We start from the raw sequence: 22,771 nt of genomic DNA on the forward strand, positions 1-22,771 counted from the left end.
GGTTTGTTGTGAGTTTGGTTTTGTCTGTTGGTTTGTTGGTTGGTTCTGTGGTGCCTTTGCAGTTTTCTGATGTGCCGGAGGGGTATTTGTTTGAGCGGCCGATTAATCAGATGGCTGCTGAGGGTGTTGTGAGGGGTTGGGCGGATGGTACTTTTCGTCCTTTGGCTCCGATTAGTCGTGAGGCTGCTGCGGCGTTTTTGTATCGTGCTTTTGGGTCTCCGAAGTTTTATGGGAGTGGGTATTGTTTTCGGGATGTTAATTCGAAGTTGACTGCTTTTTCGAAGGAGATTTGTTGGCTTCGTGCGGTTAATGGTGCTCGTGGTTGGGCGGATGGTTCGTTTCGTCCTGGTGAGCCGATTAGTCGTGAGGCTATGGCGGCGTTTTTGCGTCGTATGTCGGTGACTAAGGGTGGTGGGGATCCGTTTAGTGCTCCGCCGTTTAGGGATACTTTGGCTTCGCCGTTTAAGCGTGATATTCAGTGGTTGCGTTCGATGGAGATTACTACTGGTTGGGCTGATGGTTCGTTTAGGCCTGGTGAGTCGATTAGTCGTGAGGCGTTTATTGCGTTTTTGTATCGGGTGAAGTATCAGAGTCGGTTTGCTGGTTTGAATCCGAGTTTGTTTAAGGGTGTGAGTACTAAGTTTGAGTATCGTCCACCAAAGCCTGCACCAAAGCCGAGAGCTCATAAGCCTGCATCGAAGCCGAAGGTTCATAAGCCAGCTCCGAAACGCACCGATGCACCGCGTAAGAGTCGTGGTAACGGCACTGAACCTGGAATTGGCGATAAAAAATTCCAAATCACACCAGGATTTAAGCCTTCCCGATGCAAGGAGGGGCAGATTTTGCAGATGGGTGGCGGAAGCAAAGCTCTTTGTAAGAATGGGAAGTTTATCAGTATTCCGTGATTTTGGAGGTTTGTTGTGAGTTTGGTTTTGTCTGTTGGTTTGTTGGTTGGTTCTGTGGTGCCTTTGCAGTTTTCTGATGTGCCGGAGGGGTATTTGTTTGAGCGGCCGATTAATCAGATGGCTGCTGAGGGTGTTGTGAGGGGTTGGGCGGATGGTACTTTTCGTCCTTTGGCTCCGATTAGTCGTGAGGCTGCTGCGGCGTTTTTGTATCGTGCTTTTGGGTCTCCGAAGTTTTATGGGAGTGGGTATTGTTTTCGGGATGTTAATTCGAAGTTGACTGCTTTTTCGAAGGAGATTTGTTGGCTTCGTGCGGTTAATGGTGCTCGTGGTTGGGCGGATGGTTCGTTTCGTCCTGGTGAGCCGATTAGTCGTGAGGCTATGGCGGCGTTTTTGCGTCGTATGTCGGTGACTAAGGGTGGTGGGGATCCGTTTAGTGCTCCGCCGTTTAGGGATACTTTGGCTTCGCCGTTTAAGCGTGATATTCAGTGGTTGCGTTCGATGGAGATTACTACTGGTTGGGCTGATGGTTCGTTTAGGCCTGGTGAGTCGATTAGTCGTGAGGCGTTTATTGCGTTTTTGTATCGGGTGAAGTATCAGAGTCGGTTTGCTGGTTTGAATCCGAGTTTGTTTAAGGGTGTGAGTACTAAGTTTGAGTATCGTCCACCAAAGCCTGCACCAAAGCCTGCACCAAAGCCTGCACCAAAGCCGAGAGCTCATAAGCCTGCATCGAAGCCGAAGGTTCATAAGCCAGCTCCGAAACGAAACAATAACGGCGGCGAAGGCATCGAACCAGGCACCATAGGATATTCGGTTAATCCGAATCGTAAGCCAGGTCGATGCAAAGAAGGTCATATCCTGCATATGGGAGGTGGCTCTCTATCGGTCTGTAGAGGTAATACGTACCGTAATCCCACATGCAGTGACTTGCCGTTCTTGAAAGGACTCTATGGCAATAAGTTTGTTTGTAGGAATAATAAGGTTGTTTATTTGGGGCGATGATGTCGCTTTGTGATTTGTTTTTTGGAGGTTTGTTGTGAGTTTGGTTTTGTCTGTTGGTTTGTTGGTTGGTTCTGTGGTGCCTTTGCAGTTTTCTGATGTGCCGGAGGGGTATTTGTTTGAGCGGCCGATTAATCAGATGGCTGCTGAGGGTGTTGTGAGGGGTTGGGCGGATGGTACTTTTCGTCCTTTGGCTCCGATTAGTCGTGAGGCTGCTGCGGCGTTTTTGTATCGTGCTTTTGGGTCTCCGAAGTTTTATGGGAGTGGGTATTGTTTTCGGGATGTTAATTCGAAGTTGACTGCTTTTTCGAAGGAGATTTGTTGGCTTCGTGCGGTTAATGGTGCTCGTGGTTGGGCGGATGGTTCGTTTCGTCCTGGTGAGCCGATTAGTCGTGAGGCTATGGCGGCGTTTTTGCGTCGTATGTCGGTGACTAAGGGTGGTGGGGATCCGTTTAGTGCTCCGCCGTTTAGGGATACTTTGGCTTCGCCGTTTAAGCGTGATATTCAGTGGTTGCGTTCGATGGAGATTACTACTGGTTGGGCTGATGGTTCGTTTAGGCCTGGTGAGTCGATTAGTCGTGAGGCGTTTATTGCGTTTTTGTATCGGGTGAAGTATCAGAGTCGGTTTGCTGGTTTGAATCCGAGTTTGTTTAAGGGTGTGAGTACTAAGTTTGAGTATCGTCCACCAAAGCCTGCACCAAAGCCTGCACCAAAGCCGAGAGCTCATAAGCCTGCATCGAAGCCGAAGGTTCATAAGCCAGCTCCGAAACGAAACAATAATGGCGGCGGAGACATCGAACCAGGCATGCTGGGGTATCGGATTGCTCCAGAAATTAAGGCTGTTCGTTGTAGAGAGGGGCAGATTTTGCAGATGGGTGGCGGTAGTAAGTCGCTTTGTAAGAATGGGAAATTTATTACTATTCCGTGATTTTGGAGGTTTGTTGTGAGTTTGGTTTTGTCTGTTGGTTTGTTGGTTGGTTCTGTGGTGCCTTTGCAGTTTTCTGATGTGCCGGAGGGGTATTTGTTTGAGCGGCCGATTAATCAGATGGCTGCTGAGGGTGTTGTGAGGGGTTGGGCGGATGGTACTTTTCGTCCTTTGGCTCCGATTAGTCGTGAGGCTGCTGCGGCGTTTTTGTATCGTGCTTTTGGGTCTCCGAAGTTTTATGGGAGTGGGTATTGTTTTCGGGATGTTAATTCGAAGTTGACTGCTTTTTCGAAGGAGATTTGTTGGCTTCGTGCGGTTAATGGTGCTCGTGGTTGGGCGGATGGTTCGTTTCGTCCTGGTGAGCCGATTAGTCGTGAGGCTATGGCGGCGTTTTTGCGTCGTATGTCGGTGACTAAGGGTGGTGGGGATCCGTTTAGTGCTCCGCCGTTTAGGGATACTTTGGCTTCGCCGTTTAAGCGTGATATTCAGTGGTTGCGTTCGATGGAGATTACTACTGGTTGGGCGGATGGTTCGTTTAGGCCTGGTGAGTCGATTAGTCGTGAGGCGTTTATTGCGTTTTTGTATCGGGTGAAGTATCAGAGTCGGTTTGCTGGTTTGAATCCGAGTTTGTTTAAGGGTGTGAGTACTAAGTTTGAGTATCGTCCACCAAAGCCTGCACCAAAGCCTGCGCCAAAGCCGAGAGCTCATAAGCCAGCTCCGAAACGCACCGATGCACCGCGTAAGAGTCGTGGTAACGGCACTGAACCTGGAATTGGCGATAAAAAATTCCAAATCACACCAGGATTTAAGCATACTCGATGCACGGAAGGGCGAATGCTTCAGATGGGCGGCGGTAGTAAGTCGCTTTGTAAGAATGGGAAATATATTACTATTCCTTGATTTTGGAGGTTTGTTTTAGTGTGGTGCTGGGGCGATGATGTCGCTTTGTGATTTGTTTTTTGGAGGTTTGTTGTGAGTTTGGTTTTGTCTGTTGGTTTGTTGGTTGGTTCTGTGGTGCCTTTGCAGTTTTCTGATGTGCCGGAGGGGTATTTGTTTGAGCGGCCGATTAATCAGATGGCTGCTGAGGGTGTTGTGAGGGGTTGGGCGGATGGTACTTTTCGTCCTTTGGCTCCGATTAGTCGTGAGGCTGCTGCGGCGTTTTTGTATCGTGCTTTTGGGTCTCCGAAGTTTTATGGGAGTGGGTATTGTTTTCGGGATGTTAATTCGAAGTTGACTGCTTTTTCGAAGGAGATTTGTTGGCTTCGTGCGGTTAATGGTGCTCGTGGTTGGGCGGATGGTTCGTTTCGTCCTGGTGAGCCGATTAGTCGTGAGGCTATGGCGGCGTTTTTGCGTCGTATGTCGGTGACTAAGGGTGGTGGGGATCCGTTTAGTGCTCCGCCGTTTAGGGATACTTTGGCTTCGCCGTTTAAGCGTGATATTCAGTGGTTGCGTTCGATGGAGATTACTACTGGTTGGGCTGATGGTTCGTTTAGGCCTGGTGAGTCGATTAGTCGTGAGGCGTTTATTGCGTTTTTGTATCGGGTGAAGTATCAGAGTCGGTTTGCTGGTTTGAATCCGAGTTTGTTTAAGGGTGTGAGTACTAAGTTTGAGTATCGTCCACCAAAGCCTGCACCAAAGCCGAGAGCTCATAAGCCTGCATCGAAGCCGAAGGTTCATAAGCCAGCTCCGAAACGAAACAATAACGGCGGCGAAGGTCTTGAACCAGGCATCCCTACAGACTCAGGCATCACAAGGGGTATGAAGCCTGCTCGTTGTCGAGAGGGCGTCATTCTAGTAATGGGCGGCGGAAGCAAAGCTCTTTGTAAGAATGGGAAATTTATCGATTTTCCCTAGTCCCCTCTTGAATCGGAAAGTCTTGTCTTAGTTAATCTATTGGCAGGGTCTTTAACTACCTTAGATTTATAACCACCAATTTCGCCCCTAGTGGGGCATTTGGCGGGTGAACCTAGTAATCTTTGTAACGTGAATATTCTCTTGCTCGGTTCGGGCGGCCGTGAACACGCCCTCGCACGTTCTTTGAAAGCTGACTCGAAGGTCGAACGACTGCTGATTGTGCCTGGCAACCCGGGCATGGCAGAACTTGGCGAACTAGTTGCGCTAGACCCAATGGACGGACAGGCTATGGTGGACCTAGCCTTGCGCGAGCATGTAGATTTAGCCGTGATCGGTCCTGAAGCCCCACTGGTAGCTGGTGTTGGTCAGGCACTGCGTGAAGCTGGTGTCCCAGTTTTTGGTCCCGATACGGAGGCCGCTCAACTGGAAGGTTCTAAGGCTTTCGCTAAGGACGTGATGGCTGCAGCTGGCGTGCCCACCGCGGAAGCTCGCGTGTGCACCGACCTCGAAGCAGTTAGCGCCGCTCTGAGTGAACTAGGTAGCCCCTACGTGGTTAAAGCTGATGGCCTCGCTGCCGGCAAAGGCGTCGTCGTCACTTCCGACTATGACGAAGCGTTAGAACATGGACGTAAATGCCTTGAACAGCAAGGCGGGCAAGTCCTGATCGAAGAATACCTTGACGGCCCCGAAGTTTCACTCTTCTGTGTTTGTGATGGCTCCACTGTGGTGCCCCTCGAAGCTGCCCAAGATTTTAAGCGTGCCTACGACGGTCAAACCGGCCCCAACACCGGTGGCATGGGCGCATACTCGCCACTGACCTGGGTGCCAGATGGTTTGCCGCAGCGAGTCGTCAAAGTGGTTGCCCAACCCGTCGTTGACGAGATGGCCCGCCGTGGCACCCCCTTCGTTGGTTTGCTCTACTGCGGTTTGGCCCTCACCTCCGGTGGATTGCGCGTCGTCGAATTCAACGTCCGCTTCGGTGATCCCGAAACTCAGGTCGTCCTCGCTCGCCTGCGCTCCTCACTACCAGACCTGCTCCTAGCTGCCGCCACCGGCACCCTAGACCAGCAGCCCCCACTTGAATGGGCCGAGGACGCCGCCGTTACCGTGGTCCTAGCCGCCAACGGTTACCCACTCGATACTCGCACCGGGGGAGTTATCACCGGGATCGACGCCGCCGAATCAGTACCGGACGCCTACCTAATCCACGCCGGCACCAAGCTAAACGAGGACGGCGACCTGGTCGCCTCCGGCGGTCGCGTCTTGTCAGTAACCGCCCTCGGAAAAGATGTTGCTACCGCCCGCGCCCAAGCATACGAGGCCATAAAGGCACTCCACCTTGAAGGCAGTCACTACCGCAGTGATATCGCCGCTAGCATGGACGCCCCAACCGCCTGAAAAAACCCGCCCAAACGGGGTATTATGCTAGGGCTAACACTGTCAACGAAAACCGTTGATGGGTAAGCGAACGCGAGAGGAAGAACCAACATAATGGGTCCAAACGAACCGAACGACACCCAGTCCGGTCAGCCAACCAACAACGCCGCCCAGGCGCCCACTAACCCTGCCCAAACGCAGGAGCAAGTGCCCGGGTGGTTCATGGACCCCGCCATGCTCGGTGAACTCTCCGTCCTCTCCGCCCTCGCCGCTGGACGTAACCCTGCGGATGCCCTGCCAGACCCAAACTGGTACCAGGAACGCGCTGCTGCCCGCGCCCAAGCTGAAGCCGAGGCCGCCGAAGAAGCCACCACCACGGCTACCCCACGAGCCAGCCAGGGCCCCAGTGATGACGAACTCGAGCGCATGCTCGAAGAAACCCGGCAAGAACTACGGCACAACAACCAGCTCGCCCAAAATATTCGCGCGACCGCCAACGCCCTCTTCTCGCCCCGTCACTACCACCTACCTTCCGGCTACCTGCCACCAGCAGCCCCCACCCGGCCAAACCTCACCATCCCTCGCACCCCACAAGTGCCAACCGAGGACGAAGCTACCCAAGCAAATCGCACTGTGGGCGCTGGACGGCCAACCCATCAGCAACAAGCCACCAACCAGCTACAACAAGTTGGGTTAGAACGTCCCGCCAACCCAGAACTGGCCGCCAAAAACTGGGAAACCCCACTCGCAGAAGTAGCCGAGGCCAAAACCCCAGCAGAAGCTAGCCACAACGTAGCAGCTAACGTGCCGGTGAACGCACCAGCCCAGGAAAATGCGGACGCGGTTGCTACCCCCAAGGCCGACAGTCCACTAGCAAAGCCGGCTGAAAACCAAGAGGCAACAAGCCGACCGGCCGAAAAGCCAGTCCCAGAATCACCTATCGCTAAGGCCGCAGACAAAGCGGTGCAAGCCCTGATCGCCAACCCAGACGAACTAGCCGGCGAAATCAAACCACCGGCAGAAGTCACCGAGTTTGACCAATTCTTTGAAGCCGAAGACCTCTTCAGCTTCGAACCAACACCTGCGGCAAAAGCAGAAGAAACCTTCGAAGACTTCGCCTGGGATAGCGACGAGCCAGTGACCGAAGAAGAACTGGCCGCCCTTGCCGCAGATCAAACTTGGCAAGAAGAAAACAGTGAAGTGGCCGACGAGGTCGCACGCCCAGACGCCCCAGTGACCCCTGCCGCTAATGCCACCAACCTGCAGCAGTCGCCAATATCGAGTCGACTCAAAGCAGAACTATCCGAAATCTCTCAGGCCTCCGCCCTACAGGCCGAGGCTGAAGCGACCGAAGCAGCTAAAGCTGGAGCAAAGTCCGTCGGCCAGACCGGGGCTGCCCCACAGGCCAACGGAGCCAATGCCGCCAGCAACCCCGCCGGAGGATCGGCACAGCCCGTGGCACCCTCGGCCAACGAAAACTACCCGAACGAAACCCAGCGCCAAGACAAGCAGCAAGCCAACGGCACCCCAGCCTCCGGCGATGTCATCTTGGTGCTGACCCAGATCGGCGACATCCCGGAAGCCATTGACGTGGCCGGAAGACTAGCCCAGCGCCTAACCCGCGGGGGACAAGCCGCCCAGTGCGTGCTCGCCGGTGCCAAGTCGCTGCTGCCCGGCGACGAGGTACGCGTTCGTTCCGCCAACGAACTCAACAAGGTGCGCACCGCCAACCCGGAACAAATTCAGGTGCTAGTGGTGGCCGACTCGCCAGTCGAAAGTCACGCCCGCACCGCCAGCCGACTACTAGAAAACCTGCGCCCCGCCCAAACCTGGGGAGTCTGGGATGCACGACGTGAACTCGCCGAAGCCCAAGACTGGATGGGACAAGCCCCCTACGGTCAGCAGGTACAAGAACTAGCCCTCCACCACGTGTGGGAAGCCACCGACCCGCTCAGCTACCAGACACTTCCCGTTGGCTGGCTCGACGGGGCCCCCGCCCACCCAATGCAGTGGGAAATCATCAAAGCCAACCTGAATTAGTTATCGCACTAGGCGCTCGCCAGTGCGGGCGTCATGATTAAGGAGAAACCATGTCGCCCCAAACACCGGCACCCACCCTCACCGGCTGGCAACACGTCTACTCAGGCAAAGTACGGGACCTATACGTCCCGCTACCAAACAATCCCGAAGGCTACGACCCCACCAAACACGTCCTCGTAGTCACCTCGGACCGCATTAGCGCCTACGACCACGTCCTCGACTCACTCATCCCAGACAAGGGCAAAATCCTCACCGCCCTCACCCTCTGGTGGTTCGAACAGCTGGCCGACCTCGGCACCAACCACCTCGTCTCCACCAAAGTGCCAGCCGAGGTCGCCGGCCGCGCCATGGTCTGCCAACAACTCCAAATGGCCCCCGTCGAATGCGTCGTGCGCGGCTACCTCACCGGCTCCGGCCTAGCCGACTACCGGCGAGACGGTGAAGTCTGCGGCGTCAAACTCCCCGCCGGACTCACCGAAAGCTCCCGCCTCGAAACCCCCATCTTTACCCCAGCAGCCAAAGCCGAACTAGGGGAGCACGACGAAAACGTCACCGCGAAAGCCGTTGCTGCGATGGTTGGCAAAAAGCGCGCCCAACAACTGGCCGAACGATCCCTAGCGATCTACCAGCGGGCCGCCGACCTCGCCAACGAGCGAGGCATCATCCTGGCCGACACCAAGTTCGAATTCGGGCTACTGCCAGAAACCGACGCAGACCCTGAGGCCGAACTAATCCTCGCAGACGAGGTCCTCACCCCCGACTCGTCCCGCTTCTGGGCCAAAGAAGAATGGGAAGAAGGCAAAACCACCCCGTCCTTCGACAAGCAATACCTGCGGGACTGGCTCAAATCCCCTGAGGCCGCCTGGGACCCCACCGGCGAAATCGCCCCACCAGCCCTGCCAGAGAAGGTTATCGCCGCCACCCGCGACCGCTACCTCGAGGCCTACCGCAAGCTCACCGGCACCGAATTTGCCGGCTAAGCAAAGACCAAAACAGTCACCACCAGAACCGAGGGCGAAAAGCCCAAAAGTGGGAAAACCGCCCTCGGCCAGAAATAACCAGTCAGAATCCAACCAAATAAACTAAACTAGGGAAGGCCAGCACTGGCTGAAAACCAACCCAACAGATAGGGTAGTTTTTAGTGTCGCGAATGCGATTCTTCCCTCTGCATTTAAGGAGCAAAAATGGGCGTCATCGTCGTCGAAGTAATGCCGAAGCCAGAAATCCTCGACCCACAAGGTAAAGCCATCTCCACGGCACTACCACGACTCGGTTTCGAAGGATTCACCGGAGTTCGCCAAGGCAAGCGCTTTGAACTGACCGTAGATGGGGAAGTTACTCCCGAACACCTTGACGCAGCCGCCAAAGCTGCCGAATCCTTGCTATCCAACCCCATCATCGAAGACGTCATTTCGGTGCGCGAACTAGGTGGTGAAGCCTGATGGTAAAAATCGGTGTGGTGACCTTCCCCGGCACCCTCGATGATCGAGACGCCGCCCGGGCCGTGCGCCTAGCTGGCGCCGAAGCAGTCGAACTATGGCACAAGGATGAAGACCTCAAGAGCGTTGACGCCGTCGTGCTCCCTGGTGGTTTCTCCTACGGCGACTACCTCCGCTGCGGGGCCATCAGCTCCCTCAGCCCCGTCATGGGCAAAGTAATCGAACGCGCCAAGGCCGGCATGCCCGTCCTCGGTATTTGCAACGGCTTCCAGGTGCTTTGCGAAGCCCACTTGCTACCCGGCGCGCTCATCCGCAACGACCACCAGAAGTTCATCTGCCGCGACCAGAAGCTCGAGGTCGTGCGCACTGACACTCCTTGGACTTCCAAGTTCACCGCCGGTCAGGAAATCACTGTGCCGCTCAAGAACGGTGAAGGTAACTTCGTGTGCGACCCAGACGATCTTGAACGCATCGAAGGCGAAGGCCAGGTCGTCTTCCGCTACCGCGAGTTCAACCCCAATGGTTCTATGAACGACATTGCCGGGGTTTGTAACGAGGCCGGAAACGTGGTCGGTTTGATGCCGCACCCAGAGCACGCGGTAGAGGCCGGCTTCGGCCCACAAAGCGAAGCAGGCCCACACGGTGGCACTGACGGTCTTGGACTGTTCACCTCCGTGCTCACCCAGCTAGTCGGCTAACAGCTGCAAGCCCTGCTGATAAAGCGCTGTTTCTTAGACGCTACTGGCCAGGTACCACTGGGTAGGCGCGAATATCTAGGTGTAACTAGCTAGCTGCTGTTAGCTGGTAGCACTGGCTAGGCGTTGTCTTTGACAGGGAACCAATAGCGGCTGGTGCCACTGACTAGATGCTGCTGGCCGCGCATCAATAGCAACAAACTAAACCGGTCGGATCCGCAAACTTGCGAGATCCGACCGGTTTAGTCGTCTTAGATTGGGGGAAGCCCGAACCCCAGGTCACGGGTTGCTACCATTCGTGACAGGATCTTGCCATCCCGATTGATGTTGCCATGCCTTTTGATCTTGCCTGGCCTTTTGATAATGCCATGCCGCTTGGCGACGGGCACGGCCAGGCTACTGAAGGGGTTACTGCTCTTCTGATTTTTGGGGCGCTGCCACTAGGAGTGCTTTCGCGTCGATCTCGACCTCGATCACGGTGGCAGTGCCGGCTGGGTCGCCGTCGATCTGTACTTGCTGTGGGGATTCGGTGGCGACGCGAACTTTCTTGGCTTGACGGTAGGTGATTGAGCCGGCGTCAAACTGGTGATCTTTAAGGTCAATACCAATATTGCGGGCGAAGAGTTTGGTGCCGAGCGAAGCCCAACCGAAAACGCCACGTTTTACGTCGAGGGCGGCAATGTCTAGCTTGGAGTCGTTTGGTTTGGCGTCTGGGATGAGAATCATGCCGGGTAGGCCACCACAGTTGGCAATGAGTAGGGTTCGGACCTTCAGGTCGGACCATTTTTCGGCGTCATCGCGCTGAATGTGAACGTGGAGTCGTTTTCCGAAAGCGTTCTTGATTCCCGCGGCCACATACGCGCCCCAACCAATCTTGTCCTTGAGAGTGTCGTTCGTGTCGGCCATCATGGCACCGTCGAAACCGAGCCCAGCAATCACTAGGAATGGTTGTTCACTACCTAGTTCCACTTCCGAGTGTGGGGGAATCTCGGTGCTGTTCTCTTTGCCGAGGTCGTCCTGGTTGGTTCGAATCCACGCCAAGTCCATGGACTGTGGCTCGGTGGTGAAAGCAATTTCGATGGCCTTCTTGAGGTCATCGGTGGGAAGTTCGAGGTTGCGGGCGTACAGGTTGCCGGTCCCTAGTGGAATCAAACCCATGGGGATGCCACTGTTGGCGATGGCTCCAGCCACCATGCGGATGGTGCCGTCACCACCTGCTGCCACGATTCTCTTGGCGCCCTCGGCCAGCGCCTGCTTGGCCTGTTTGGTGCCGGGATCTTCTTCGGTGGTGGCAATGAATTTGACCTGGTGGTAGCCGCCGTGGCGGGCGCTTTCCCGACAGGTGCGTTCGAATAGGTCTTGGTCTTCGATCTTGACTGGATTAAAGATGACGTAGGCGGATTCGACTGGGCTGCCGTCAGCGTGGTGTTCTTCAGGGCTGACGGTGTCTAGAATGTGCCCGAGCTTGCCGGCGTGGTCAACTCCCCAGGTGCCAAGAAAAATGACGACCCCGAGGGAGGCGAGAACTAAAATCCAGAGTACAAGTTGAAACCAATCCATAATTGAACTGTAAACCAAACGGCCTAAAATTGCTCGATCGAGTACATTTGTCCACTTTTTCTAGGCACTGTCAGCGAAAATGGCGGTGATTGTTGTATGCTTTTCGCATGATTGACTTGCGTTTCCTCAGAGATAATCCCCAGGTGGGTCGTGACAGCCAGATTGCTCGTGGCGCAGACCCCGCCCTCGTTGACCAAATCATTGCCGCTGACCAGGATCGTCGCGATTCCCTCGGCAAATTTGAAGACTTGCGTGCCCAGCAGAAAACTGTGTCGAAGTCGGTGGGGAAGGCCTCTAAGGAAGAACGCCCCCAGATTTTGGCTCAGGCGAAGGAACTCGCCGCTGAGGTGAAGGCCGCTGAGGCTCATGCGAGTGAGGCCGCAGCCAAGCTGGACGAACTCTTGTTCCAGATGCCTAACATTATCGAGGGCGCCCCAACTGGTGGCGAAGAAGACTATGTAGTTTTGCGCCATGAGGGTCCAGCTGTTCGTGACTTCGAGGCCGAGGGTTTCGAACCTAAGGATCACTTGGAGTTGGCCGAAGGTTTGCGCGCGATCGATATGAAGCGTGGCGCGAAGGTTTCGGGTTCCCGGTTCTACTACCTCACTGGGGTGGGTGCCCGTCTCGAATTGGCGCTTTTGACTTGCGCATTGGATCAGGCCGAGGCCGCGGGCTTCACCCCGATGGTCACCCCCACTTTGGTAACACCTGAAATCATGGGTGGTACCGGCTTCTTGGGTGCTCACGCCGACGAAATCTACTACTTGCCGGCAGATGACTTGTACTTGACCGGCACTTCCGAGGTCGCCCTCGCTGGCTACCACAAGGATGAAATTATTGACTTGAGTGATGGCCCGAAGCGTTACGCTGGCTGGTCTACCTGCTACCGTCGTGAAGCCGGTGCAGCCGGTCGCGACACCCGCGGCATTATCCGCGTCCACCAGTTCAATAAGCTGGAAATGTTTAGCTACTGCGACCCGGCAGATGCCGCCGCCGAGCACGAGCGTTTCCTCGCTTGGGAAGAAGAAATGCTGGCCAAGGTGGAATTGCCGTACCGCGTGATTGATACCGCCGCTGGCGACCTCGGTTCGTCCGCTGCCCGCAAGTTCGACTGTGAGGCTTGGTTGCCGACCCAGCAGCGTTGGATGGAAGTTACTTCGACCTCGAACTGCACCACTTTCCAGGCTCGCCGCTTGTCGGTTCGCCAGCCGGGTGCTGATGGCAAGAACCAGATTGTGGCCACCTTGAACGGTACTTTGGCTACTACCCGCTGGCTGGTTGCTATTTTGGAAAACCACCAGCAGGCTGACGGTTCCGTGGTGGTGCCAACTGGTTTGCGTCCTTACCTTGGTGGTAAGGAAGTTTTGCACCCACAGGGCTGAGCTTTAACCCTTAGCGTTTATGGCTTTGGACTCTACCCACCCCGAGAATAATCCTGGTGCGTGGCAGCAACCGGTGACGAAACCAGCCGGCCAGACTCTTCGTGACGACCTGTTGGTCAGTTCTGATTTTGACCAGATGGTGCGTTTGGCTCGCGGTCAGCTTCCTGCTGATTTGCCGTTGAACCCGGCCGAGCTGCTGATTGCCATGGATATTGATGGCACTGCTTTGCGCCCTGATTCGACTGTCTCGCCTCGTTTGGTGGCATTGGTTGCGCGTTTGCTGGCCGAGGGCGTGAGTCTGGTTTTGGCGTCTGGGCGTGGCCCGTTTGGGGTACTTCCAGTGCAGTCTTTGCTGGGTTTGTTGGGCCAGCCGGCAGTTTGCTCGAATGGGGCAGTGGTGGTGCAATCGCATGTGCCTTCACAGCAGCCCCAGGTGGCGCAGGGGCGACCTTGGAAGGTATTGGCCTCGCACGTGTTCGATCCGAACCCGGTGGCTGCTGCCTTGCGGCGAGAAATGCCCGAGGTTCTGTTTGCAGCGGAGATTGAAACGGGCGAATTTGTGGTGACAGGATCGTTTCCAGCTGGAGAAATCACCGCCCCAAAGCGACTGTTAGAGGCGGGGGAGAAGCTACCGGATCGGGCGGTTCGCCTCGTGGCGCGTATGCCCGGGATGGGTGTCCCAGATTTTGCTGAGCATGTTCTCAATGCCCAGTTGCAAGATGTGAACGCTTTTGTGGGCTGGACAGCGTGGCTGGATGTGGCCCCTGCTGGTGTCAATAAGGGAACCGGTTTGACCGAGCTAGCCCAATGCCTAGGAATTCCTGATAATGGCACTATTGCTTTTGGGGATGGTCTGAACGATTTGGAAATGATTTCCTGGGCGCATTTCGGGGTGGCGATGGCCGACGGTCCAAAGGACCTGTTGGCGGCGGCAGACGCACACACGTCCTCGGCCAGCGACGACGGGGTAGCCGCTGTATTGGCTGCGCTCGCGGAGCACTACCAAATCCCGTAAAGCTTGCGGCGGTAAGCGCCGTCAGCATGTGCACGGAAGGCTGTGCGGGCAGGATCTGGAGTTTGGCGGAAATGCAAGATTAGAGCTCTCGTAAGGAGAAATAAGGCATCCTGTTGAAGCTTGAGGGACTAATCCTTGGAACGCCTTTACAAACAATACCTACTGGCGTTGCTGAGACGATTATCGGTCCTGATTTTGGCGTTGGAATTGTCAAGACTTTTTCTACCGTGTATTCTTTACCAGTGCTGATATCAGCATGGAGACGTGGCCGAGCGGCCGAAGGCGCTCCCCTGCTAAGGGAGTAGGGGCTGAAAGGTCCCTCATGGGTTCAAATCCCATCGTCTCCGCCCACAACCCCGCTGTTCCGTTGGAATGGCGGGGTTTTTGACGTACAGGGTTCAAATCCCTTACTCTCCGCAGCCTTTGTTAGTTTAACGATTCGAGTAAACCGCTTCTTCGACCGATAGATTTCCCTTCCAGAAGATCCGGACGGTTTGAGCTTGAGGATTCTTGACGCGGAAAGCAGCTTTTAGGGTGATGGTGCTTCCTGGCTCCCAGTTTTGGGGTGCTTGGTTTGGGATTTGCTGGTCGAGGTCGATGAGCTGGTCGTCCGTGTAGGAAAGTTTGTGCTCCGATGCGATTTCCCAAGCAATCAGGTACGGGTGGAACGAGATTCGATCATTGGAGAGATTGGTTAGCTTTAGAGTGTAAAGCAGTGCTTGACCATCATTCTTATAGTTATTTTGAGCATTAGCACTTGGGGAGTAGTTGGTGAAGTCCAATTGGGCTCTGACGTCGCGGCCAAAATTAGTGCTTGAACCGAATTTTGTTGCCGGTTTGCGCCGTTTTGCAAATAGTAATGGAGCGGTTAGCAGGGCAATCAGGGAACCAGCGATGATCTTGTTTCTCATGTCCTAATTGTATTCCAATAGTTAGAGGTGAGTTTTGGAATCATAGGAGCTTGACCAAAATATGCTGAAAACTAGGTCTAATTGCCAAATAAAGTCCAGAGTAAATTTGGTTTTAAGCCATGTAGAAGTGGAAGATAATGGTCAAATGAAAGTGAAAACCCCGTATCTTCAATGAAAATACGGGGTTTTATCAGCGGAGAGTAAGGGATTTGAACCCTTGGTACGGGGTTGCCGTACAACGGTTTTCAAGACCGTCTCCTTCGGCCGCTCGGACAACTCTCCAAGATGCGCGATAAACGTGCCCCTAAAGGATAAACTATTTAGCCGCAGCTTTCAATGAGAAATCTTGAAATCACTTTTTCCATTAAGTGTGACCCGTTAGTTCTGTTTATTTATGCGTAAAATTGTTTATGTGTCGAAGGTTACTGACTTTCAAATTGTGTTGGCGAGATGAAATAGGTATAGTTTCATTCGTTGAAAACAACAAGCGCTCGTAGCTCAATGGATAGAGCATCTGACTACGGATCAGAAGGTTGGGGGTTCGAGTCCCTTCGAGCGCGCAACTCCCTCAGTTGGTTGACGAAAGTCCTGGCTGAGGGTTTTTTATTTTATCGTCGCTCTGCGTTGGTGTGTGAGATTTTAACTTTCGATATCAGCATTAAAGCTTGATATCGTTTAATAGTACAATCGTACAGATTGGTTTGTTTCACAATTGTTGAAACGTGAAAGAGTGTGTCAATTATGCATAGCGTGATGCATACCTGTTATGGATGTCCCACTGTTGGCCAGCGCAATTATTTCTTGCGCATGGGAGAATGGAAATAGTTGTCTGTGGAACTTTTCTAGTTTTGTAGGACTGTTTTGAAAGTTAAGAGCTTAGGCTCGAGGAGGATGCATGTCCGTTAAAGGAACAATGCTGAAACGTGTTGGTGTCGGTTTAGTTGCCATGTTGGTGTCAGCTGGGGTAGCAGTCCCTGTGTTGACAAACGCTACGGCTGAAAATCAGATAGCCGACAATACAAACGTGGTTTCGGCATCGGAAACTCCCGAGTCTACTGTGGTTCCTAAGCTTGATTTGAGTAAGGAAGCGCCGAAGGGTGTCGGGCCGATCGGCATTGCAGCCGAACCTGCAGCTGTTACTAATGAGCCTCTACCTTTAGATCAGGCTGATCAAGGTCGTCCTTCAGAAAAAGAAATCACTGTAGATCTTAAGACTCCAGAAGCAAGCCCTACTCCTGTTCCTTCCCCTAAGGGTCCTCTAGAGAAGAATGACATTGCTACGGTTGAGGCTCCCCAAGCGGTAACTCCAGAAACAACTGTAGCTCCACTTGTTGCTACTCCTGAGCAGCCTAAACGTCGTGTGCGTCGTGCTCTCGACGATGCACCAGCTCCCGTTCCAGATGGAGCTCCTGGTGAACCTGTATTGGTTCGTAACGGTCCCTCACTTTTGACTTTCAAGCTAGTCCAAGAATCGGCAGGTATTGGACAAGATGGTCGTGGACGCTGTGTTATTAACAGCGCTAATGGTTATCCTATCGGTGATAACACTACTACCGACCACAACGTTTGTGCTGGTGGCCCAGCTCGTTACCGCATTGAAGTTAACCCGAAAACCAAAGCGAATCCGATCAAGATTGAACTTGATCCTTTCTGGGAGATCATGGATCCTGATGACTCAGGTGTGACTCGTCGTCTTCCAACTATTACGGCAAACCAAGCAAATATTTCTGGTGTGTCGATGACAGTTGGTGACAATGGAAAGTTGATTATTACCGCTTCGGCTAATAACAACCAGTCGGCTAAGTTCTATCTAGATATTGCTACTGTGGAACCGCGTCGTTCATCTCTTGCCGCTGGTAACCCACGTGGTGTGTTCCGTTTGAAGCTTCGCGCTGAGAACGTCAGTGAGGTAGCTTCCGCTACCCCAGAACCAGGCGCTCCTACTCCAGAACCCGTGGTACACGAACCTGTGCCTGCAGCTACTGCAGACCACGATCTTCACGTTTTGACAACTACGCGTCTTGATCAGACTCCTTACAACATCACTAGTGACCCGAACCCGATTACAATTAACAAGCGGCAGTACATTGGTGTTCAGGCCTACTCGAACTTAACTCACACTTGGAATACTTCGCAGGCCAAGGTTCCTCAGGGTGGATATAACGATCAAGGCATGGTGTATCAGGTTTCTGAAGACGAGATCACACGTTACACCTTGGAGATTCCCACCGACCAAGATGGTCTTCGTTTGTTCCCTGCTGATCAAGTACTAGTTAGCTACGATGGCGGAGAACTTGAACCGGCTAAGGTGGATGCTGACGGTAATCCGTATGTTGAAGGCCGATATGGCAAAGGCAACGGTGGTTACCAGCGTGTACCTTTCAAGATTTACGTGCCTACTCGTAATCTTGACAAAACTGCTCCAGTGCCGCTGAGCACTCGTTTGGATGTGGTGGATTCGGAAGGTAACTTTACGGTAGTTAAGAATATCTTCGGTGAACCCAGCAATATTCCTGCACTTGACGGTGTAAATGGGCTAGGAAATAACGAGGTCGATCCTGGTACTGGTCAGGCCTGTAGCTTTAATACCTCAGTCGCTTCTGTTGACGCAGCGAGCCGTCCATTGAGGGCAAGTAGTGGGGCGCCGAACAATAACTGTGCAGTTCAAACTGTTGATTTGCGTCGTTGTAAACCAGGTGATGATACTGACCCGAAGAATACTGGTTGTGCCCCTTCGGATAAAGATGATGAATCTGTTCGTGGTGTTGATCCGCGAAGTAGAAAGAACTTCTGGGAGTTTGTGCCAGGTGCTTACGATCCACCTAAGTACCAGAACCGTGCGCCAATTTCTGATTCCTTCGTCCATGTTTGGGCTTCGTCGCTAGAAGGCGAAAATAACCCAAGTGTTTGTGTTTCTTGGAAACCTAAGAGTCAGAAGTTCGTATACTCAGGCTCAGACTGGGATAACTTTGTCCAAGTTGGTCATAATACCAGTGCTCCTGGTATCCCCTCGGTCTTCCCATTCGCCAAAATCTATGTAACGGATAAAGACGTCACGAATAACGGTAATCCCGATTGTTCGGATTTGAGTCAGTGGAAGTTAATTTACGCTAAGCGCGACCCTTCAGATCCTGAAGATAAGACTGAAAACGTTAATATTGCGCCAGCCAGTGCTTTTGGTGGCATGCAGAATGTTTCTGGTTTCATGATTAAACTTCCGGGTGTACCTGCTCAGCTTCGTACCACTGAATTCACATACCGTGCTACCACTGGTGACCCGATTTGGGTTTCTAAGAATTCACCAAAGGTAGTTCACGAAGATGGTCAAGTTCGTATCTACTACCCGGGAAACCCAGTGCCTCAGGTGGTTGATCCTAGCACCGTCGGTTATGAGTACATTGAAGGTAAGACCTTCTACATCACTACTAACTACTTGCGGGTAGCTAACGAAGTGACTCGTGCGGAATGGAATCCAGATACTCAAAAAGATGAAATCATGCGCAGAGACGTCTGGTCCCCGGCACGTAAGGATTTCATCCTCCAGCCCACCGCTAAGGTAACAGTTGACGCTGGTGCGACAGCTAACCAAGTGATGGCTGATAACGTCAGTGAAAGTGAAGTCACGATGTACAACGTTCCGCGCATCATCATTGAAAATGGTGTGCCGTTGGTCGTGAACTCTGAGGACAATGAGGGCAATCCTAACCAGGTAATTCTTCGTTATTACCCATCTCGATGCTTGACGGTTGATACTGAGAAACTTCAGCCAGGTATGGAACTCCACGGTGAAGCAGACTATTCAGATCCAAAGAACTGTGGTCCTGATCCAAGTTATTACCTTGAGCGACTTTATACATTGTCAGATCAGCCGAATACCACCGGTGATCCCTCTAAGGATCCTTTCTTCACTCCTCGCTGGGGTGAAGCAAATGCGTCAAGAACTGCGGCAACTTTCCAGAACTGGAATAACCGTATCAAGATTCCAGTGAAGACCCCGCCGTGGGCATCACCGCGCATGAAGTTTGATATTTACAATACGATTGCGGTAACTGGCATGAAGCAGTTCGTGAACCCTGCGACTGGCGAACTTACCAGTCCAGAACAAACTGCCCTGCTTCCTCAAGAAGACTCATACAATGTTGGCAACCCTAGCGTTAACATTCAGTCGATTACTGTTCCGAACGTTGCGGTTTTGTCCACAAAGAAATCGATCTCGAACCAGTTGAACCCGATTGATGATGGTTTCTCGCAACAGTTGACCCTGATGAACGCGACTGCTGCTCCGTTCGGTAAGACTCAGTTTATCGATGTGTTCCCTTATAACGGTGACAAGGGCGAGGGCGTCAAATGGCGTTCTACCGATTACCATGGTGAATACTGGTTGCGTGAGCTGCCGCAAACCATCGTGGCCAAGAGCCCGCCGAAGGATCAAGAACTTGATCCCACAAAGGTGAAGGATATTCCGGCGGAAGATATGCCTGTCTTCTACTACACCACGCAGGACCCGAATACTGTTTCAATGTGTCCGACTAACGCGGATGCAGAAGACATGAAGTTCTGTACAGCACGTGCCAAGCGAATTCCGCTTGATACCAAGCCAAGCCCGGCGGATATCTGGCAGCCTCTAACCCAAGAGGTGATTGATCAGCAAGGCAAGCCTGGCGCTAAGCACATCACCGCTATTCGCGTGGATATTCCACACGTTTACGAGGAAGCTGCGTACACGATTAACCTGAAGTTCAAGACTTGGGCTAACTTGCGTACTGATCAGTATGACAATGACTTCGGTGTCTCTTCGGTGCACATGACTGATCGTGCACCAGCACAGGCTCCAATCCCGAACCCATCAATCATTAAGGCAAAGGTATACGCTGCCAAGATTGAAGGTAAGGTCTATTGGGACCTCGCACAGAGCGCCACAATCGAACCTGACGATCCGCCAGCAGAAGGTTACAAGGTAGCTTTGCTATACGAGGACGGCTCACCGGTTCTTGGCGAAGCATGTACCCCGACTTTGAACGCTGATGGTAGTGTCGATCCAGATTCAGATTGTGTCCCAATGACAGAACCTGGACCTGATGGTACTCCTGTGCTCATTCGCGATTACCAAGGAAATCCTGTCGGCCGACTTAAGCGCATTACCTACACTGACAAGGATGGGTACTACGCTTTCGACAACGTCGCTAAGGGAACTTACAAGACCGAAATCACCTTGAAGAACCCACGCAATAAGGTACTTCAGGCAGGTCTTGGCAAGGACAAACTTGTCATTAATGACATCGTTATCCAGAACAAGCCGCCAGCAGTAGTTAATGGTCTAGTAGTTCAAGAAGTCAATACTGCAAATGATTACGGTCTAGTCGTGGTAGTCGACCTTAAGGTACATAAGGTTAACTACGATAACAAAGCACTACCCGGCGCTCGTTTCAGTGTCTTCAACGACAATGATGGGAACGTTGGTGATCTATTCAAATCGCGCCATGAGGAAGGGGTACCGACTCCTGAAGATGGCCAGCCCGTGGGCGAAGATGGTAAGACCGAAATTGATTCTGCTGACTTCCAGTGGCGTAATCTGGGTGTAAACAAGTGGTATTGGTTAGCTGAAACCAAATCACCAGCTGGCCACGAACTACTTGCTCAGCCAGTTCGATTCAAGATGAACTACCATGGCGAAATCGAATTCGGCGATGGTAAATCCGACTTTATTATCGGGTCGAAGGGTGTAGAAAACGACATTCCATTCGGCGACATCACGGTTAAAGACGTGGACCAGGCGACGCTACCAGCGTCGGGCGGCCGCGGCGTGATCTACTCACTAGCTTTCGGCACCATCCTTCTGGGTGCTGCCGTAGTGTTGCGACGCAAGTATGCAACACAAAACTGAACCTTCTATGTTCAACTCAAACCCTATTGGAGGAAAAATAATGAAACGCACCAACAACTTCAGGAACGTCTGCGCCGCAGCCGCCATCCTGAGCATCGCCACCCTTGGCCTAGGCGCAACCGCTAACGCAGCAGTAGCCCCAGCCGCAGGTGTTGTATCCGCAGTGGAAGCTGCCCCTGATTACCCACAGATCGATCAGGACACTGCATCCTTGACCGTTCACAAGCACCTACAGCCAGAAGCAGCTGAAAATTCCGCTGGTGAACAACTGAACCCAGCACCAACTAATAAGCCAGTTTCCGGTGTGGAGTTCACCATTCAGAAGATTGATGGTATCGACCTTAAAACCAACGAAGGCTGGCAGAAGGCTCAGGCTCTTTCAAAGAAATTTGCAGAACAAGGCGAAGCCGCTCTAACCGCTGAAGCTCTAAAGGCTGATGGTTTGTCGTTAGGCGCAACTGATGCCAAGTCAACTGAAAACGGTATCGTGACCTTTGCTGATAAGAAGCTTGGCTTGTACCTCGTCAAGGAAACTAACACTGCCGATGCAACTGTTGATGATGCTAAAGCAACCATCGTTTCCTCCAAGCCATTCTTGGTGACTCTCCCAATGACTCACCAGAAAGCATCCGACAGCGAGGCAAACAACAAGACTTGGAACTATGACGTTCACGTTTACCCAAAGAACTCAATTGTTGAGGTTAAGAAGAGCGTAAACGACGCAAACAAGAATGTTGGAGATAAGGTAACCTATACCCTTAACACCGATGTTCCTGTTGCTTCCCCTAAGGGCAAGGCTCTATCCAAGTATGTTGTTATGGATAAGCTAAGCACACATGTTTCCGTTACCTCAGAAGATGTTACTGTGGCATTGAAAAAGGTTAATGCCCCAGGCGCTGCTGAACTTTCGGATCCTGATGATGAATTCAAACTCGTCGGTGGTGATTATAACGTTGTAGTCGTCGGTAGCGATGTCAAAGTTGAGTTCACCCCTGCAGGTCTAGCCAAGTTGGGTAAAGCTGCCCAGCTTCCAAACACCTACAAGGTACAGACTGTTATTACCCCAACTTTGAAGTCGGTTCCTGTGGCTGACGAAGCAAGCGGTAAGGTTGCTGGTGAGATCAAGAACAAGGCATACTTGGCACCTTCTTCGGAATACAGCGATAACATGGATCTACTCCCAGATCCTGACACCAATAAGCCTGTAAAGGAACTAACACCTGCCGAAAAGGACAACGGTGTAAAGTACCCAGCACCGGCATCGGATCCAGTAGTAACCCGCCTAGCATCCATTCAAATTAACAAGTTTGAAGCAAATAGCCCAGAAGGTAAGCTTGAGGGGGCAACCTTTAAACTTGCATATTGTCCAGTAAAGGGCGAAGGTCAGGAAGCAACTCCAGAACCTACCTTCTTGACAGTTAATGATCAGAGCGAATGGACTACCGGCGATAACGGCCTTGTCGATATTGCTGGTTTGCACGTTAACAATTTTGCCAACAACGCTGACGAAACGAACAATAACGTTCAGGGACAGACTTACTGCTTGTACGAAACCAAGTCCCCAGCAGGATACGAACTTCTAACTGAACCAATCAAGGTCCAGTTGAACCAGGCTGGCGAAATTCGAGTACTTGACGTTCCTAACGTTAAGCACAACGCTGGTTTCCAGTTGCCTCTAACCGGTGCTAACGGCCTACTCACCCTAGGCCTAGCTGGTGCAGCCCTAGCTGGCGGTGGCGCATTGATCCTAGTCGGTCGTCGTCGCAAGGCACAGGACTGAAATAGCCC

The 22,771-nt window shown here is 52.8% G+C and carries 16 protein-coding genes and 3 tRNA genes; 16 read left to right on the forward strand and 3 right to left on the reverse strand.

The genetic code is table 11. The features are described from left to right. The first annotated feature begins 8 nt into the window (after positions 1-8). The 10 genes from BK816_RS01320 (at position 9) to purQ (ending at position 10,234) form a co-directional block, all read left to right on the forward strand. Positions 9-905: an S-layer homology domain-containing protein gene (locus BK816_RS01320; protein ID WP_071163568.1), complete on the forward strand. Its 897-nt coding sequence runs from the start codon at positions 9-11 to the stop codon at positions 903-905. Between the two features lie 15 nt (positions 906-920). Then, positions 921-1,904 (forward strand): S-layer homology domain-containing protein, encoded by a 984-nt coding sequence (locus BK816_RS01325; RefSeq protein ID WP_071163569.1) that lies wholly within the window; start codon positions 921-923, stop codon positions 1,902-1,904. A gap of 34 nt (positions 1,905-1,938) precedes the next feature. After that, complete coding sequence (locus BK816_RS01330) at positions 1,939-2,829, forward strand: S-layer homology domain-containing protein (protein ID WP_071163570.1); 891 nt, start codon at positions 1,939-1,941, stop codon at positions 2,827-2,829. Positions 2,830-2,844: 15 nt separating this feature from the next. Next, positions 2,845-3,726 (forward strand): S-layer homology domain-containing protein, encoded by an 882-nt coding sequence (locus BK816_RS01335; RefSeq protein WP_071163571.1) that lies wholly within the window; start codon positions 2,845-2,847, stop codon positions 3,724-3,726. A gap of 72 nt (positions 3,727-3,798) precedes the next feature. Beyond that, positions 3,799-4,680: an S-layer homology domain-containing protein gene (locus BK816_RS01340; RefSeq protein ID WP_071163572.1), complete on the forward strand. Its 882-nt coding sequence runs from the start codon at positions 3,799-3,801 to the stop codon at positions 4,678-4,680. Between the two features lie 129 nt (positions 4,681-4,809). Then, positions 4,810-6,078 (forward strand): phosphoribosylamine--glycine ligase, encoded by a 1,269-nt coding sequence (gene purD / locus BK816_RS01345; protein WP_071163573.1) that lies wholly within the window; start codon positions 4,810-4,812, stop codon positions 6,076-6,078. A gap of 93 nt (positions 6,079-6,171) precedes the next feature. Beyond that, positions 6,172-8,097, forward strand: coding sequence for a hypothetical protein (locus BK816_RS01350; RefSeq protein WP_071163574.1), 1,926 nt, complete (start codon positions 6,172-6,174; stop codon positions 8,095-8,097). A gap of 50 nt (positions 8,098-8,147) precedes the next feature. Further along, complete coding sequence (locus tag BK816_RS01355; RefSeq protein WP_071163575.1) at positions 8,148-9,077, forward strand: phosphoribosylaminoimidazolesuccinocarboxamide synthase; 930 nt, start codon at positions 8,148-8,150, stop codon at positions 9,075-9,077. A 204-nt stretch (positions 9,078-9,281) separates the two neighbouring features. Continuing rightward, positions 9,282-9,539, forward strand: a complete 258-nt coding sequence (gene purS, locus BK816_RS01360) for a phosphoribosylformylglycinamidine synthase subunit PurS (protein ID WP_071163576.1) — start codon at positions 9,282-9,284, stop codon at positions 9,537-9,539. After that, on the forward strand, positions 9,539-10,234 hold the full coding sequence (gene purQ, locus BK816_RS01365; RefSeq protein ID WP_071163577.1) for a phosphoribosylformylglycinamidine synthase subunit PurQ: 696 nt from the start codon (positions 9,539-9,541) through the stop codon (positions 10,232-10,234). The genes purS and purQ overlap by 1 nt, the downstream gene beginning before the upstream one ends. A 405-nt stretch (positions 10,235-10,639) precedes the next feature. On the opposite strand, the gene BK816_RS01370 is transcribed toward purQ, so the two are convergent. Then, on the reverse strand, positions 10,640-11,791 hold the full coding sequence (locus BK816_RS01370) for a diacylglycerol/lipid kinase family protein (RefSeq protein WP_071163578.1): 1,152 nt from the start codon (positions 11,789-11,791) through the stop codon (positions 10,640-10,642). Positions 11,792-11,898: 107 nt separating this feature from the next. Here BK816_RS01370 and serS point away from each other — a divergent pair, with 107 nt between their 5' ends. From serS to BK816_RS01385, 3 genes are all read left to right on the forward strand, one after another. Beyond that, on the forward strand, positions 11,899-13,173 hold the full coding sequence (gene serS / locus BK816_RS01375) for a serine--tRNA ligase (RefSeq protein ID WP_071164873.1): 1,275 nt from the start codon (positions 11,899-11,901) through the stop codon (positions 13,171-13,173). 19 nt (positions 13,174-13,192) lie between these two features. Then, a complete protein-coding gene (locus BK816_RS01380) occupies positions 13,193-14,188 on the forward strand; it encodes an HAD family hydrolase (RefSeq protein ID WP_083378974.1) in 996 nt (331 codons plus the stop codon). 258 nt (positions 14,189-14,446) lie between these two features. After that, a tRNA-Ser gene (locus BK816_RS01385) sits at positions 14,447-14,535 on the forward strand. A gap of 84 nt (positions 14,536-14,619) precedes the next feature. Here the strand turns inward: BK816_RS01385 and BK816_RS01390 are convergent. Then, positions 14,620-15,099, reverse strand: a complete 480-nt coding sequence (locus tag BK816_RS01390; RefSeq protein ID WP_071163579.1) for a hypothetical protein — start codon at positions 15,097-15,099, stop codon at positions 14,620-14,622. Positions 15,100-15,293: 194 nt separating this feature from the next. After that, a tRNA-Ser gene (locus BK816_RS01395) sits at positions 15,294-15,381 on the reverse strand. Between the two features lie 205 nt (positions 15,382-15,586). Here BK816_RS01395 and BK816_RS01400 point away from each other — a divergent pair. The 3 genes from BK816_RS01400 (at position 15,587) to BK816_RS01410 (ending at position 22,763) form a co-directional block, all read left to right on the forward strand. Next, positions 15,587-15,659: transfer RNA gene (locus BK816_RS01400), tRNA-Arg, on the forward strand. 335 nt (positions 15,660-15,994) lie between these two features. Further along, the gene (locus BK816_RS01405) at positions 15,995-20,983 is read left to right on the forward strand and encodes a SpaA isopeptide-forming pilin-related protein (RefSeq protein WP_156981966.1); all 4,989 of its coding nucleotides are present in this window, start codon (positions 15,995-15,997) and stop codon (positions 20,981-20,983) included. A 40-nt stretch (positions 20,984-21,023) separates the two neighbouring features. Beyond that, positions 21,024-22,763 (forward strand): SpaH/EbpB family LPXTG-anchored major pilin, encoded by a 1,740-nt coding sequence (locus BK816_RS01410; protein WP_071163581.1) that lies wholly within the window; start codon positions 21,024-21,026, stop codon positions 22,761-22,763. Positions 22,764-22,771 lie beyond the last annotated feature (8 nt).

The organism is Boudabousia tangfeifanii, assembly GCF_001856685.1.
GTDB classification, from domain to species: Bacteria; Actinomycetota; Actinomycetes; order Actinomycetales; family Actinomycetaceae; genus Boudabousia; species Boudabousia tangfeifanii.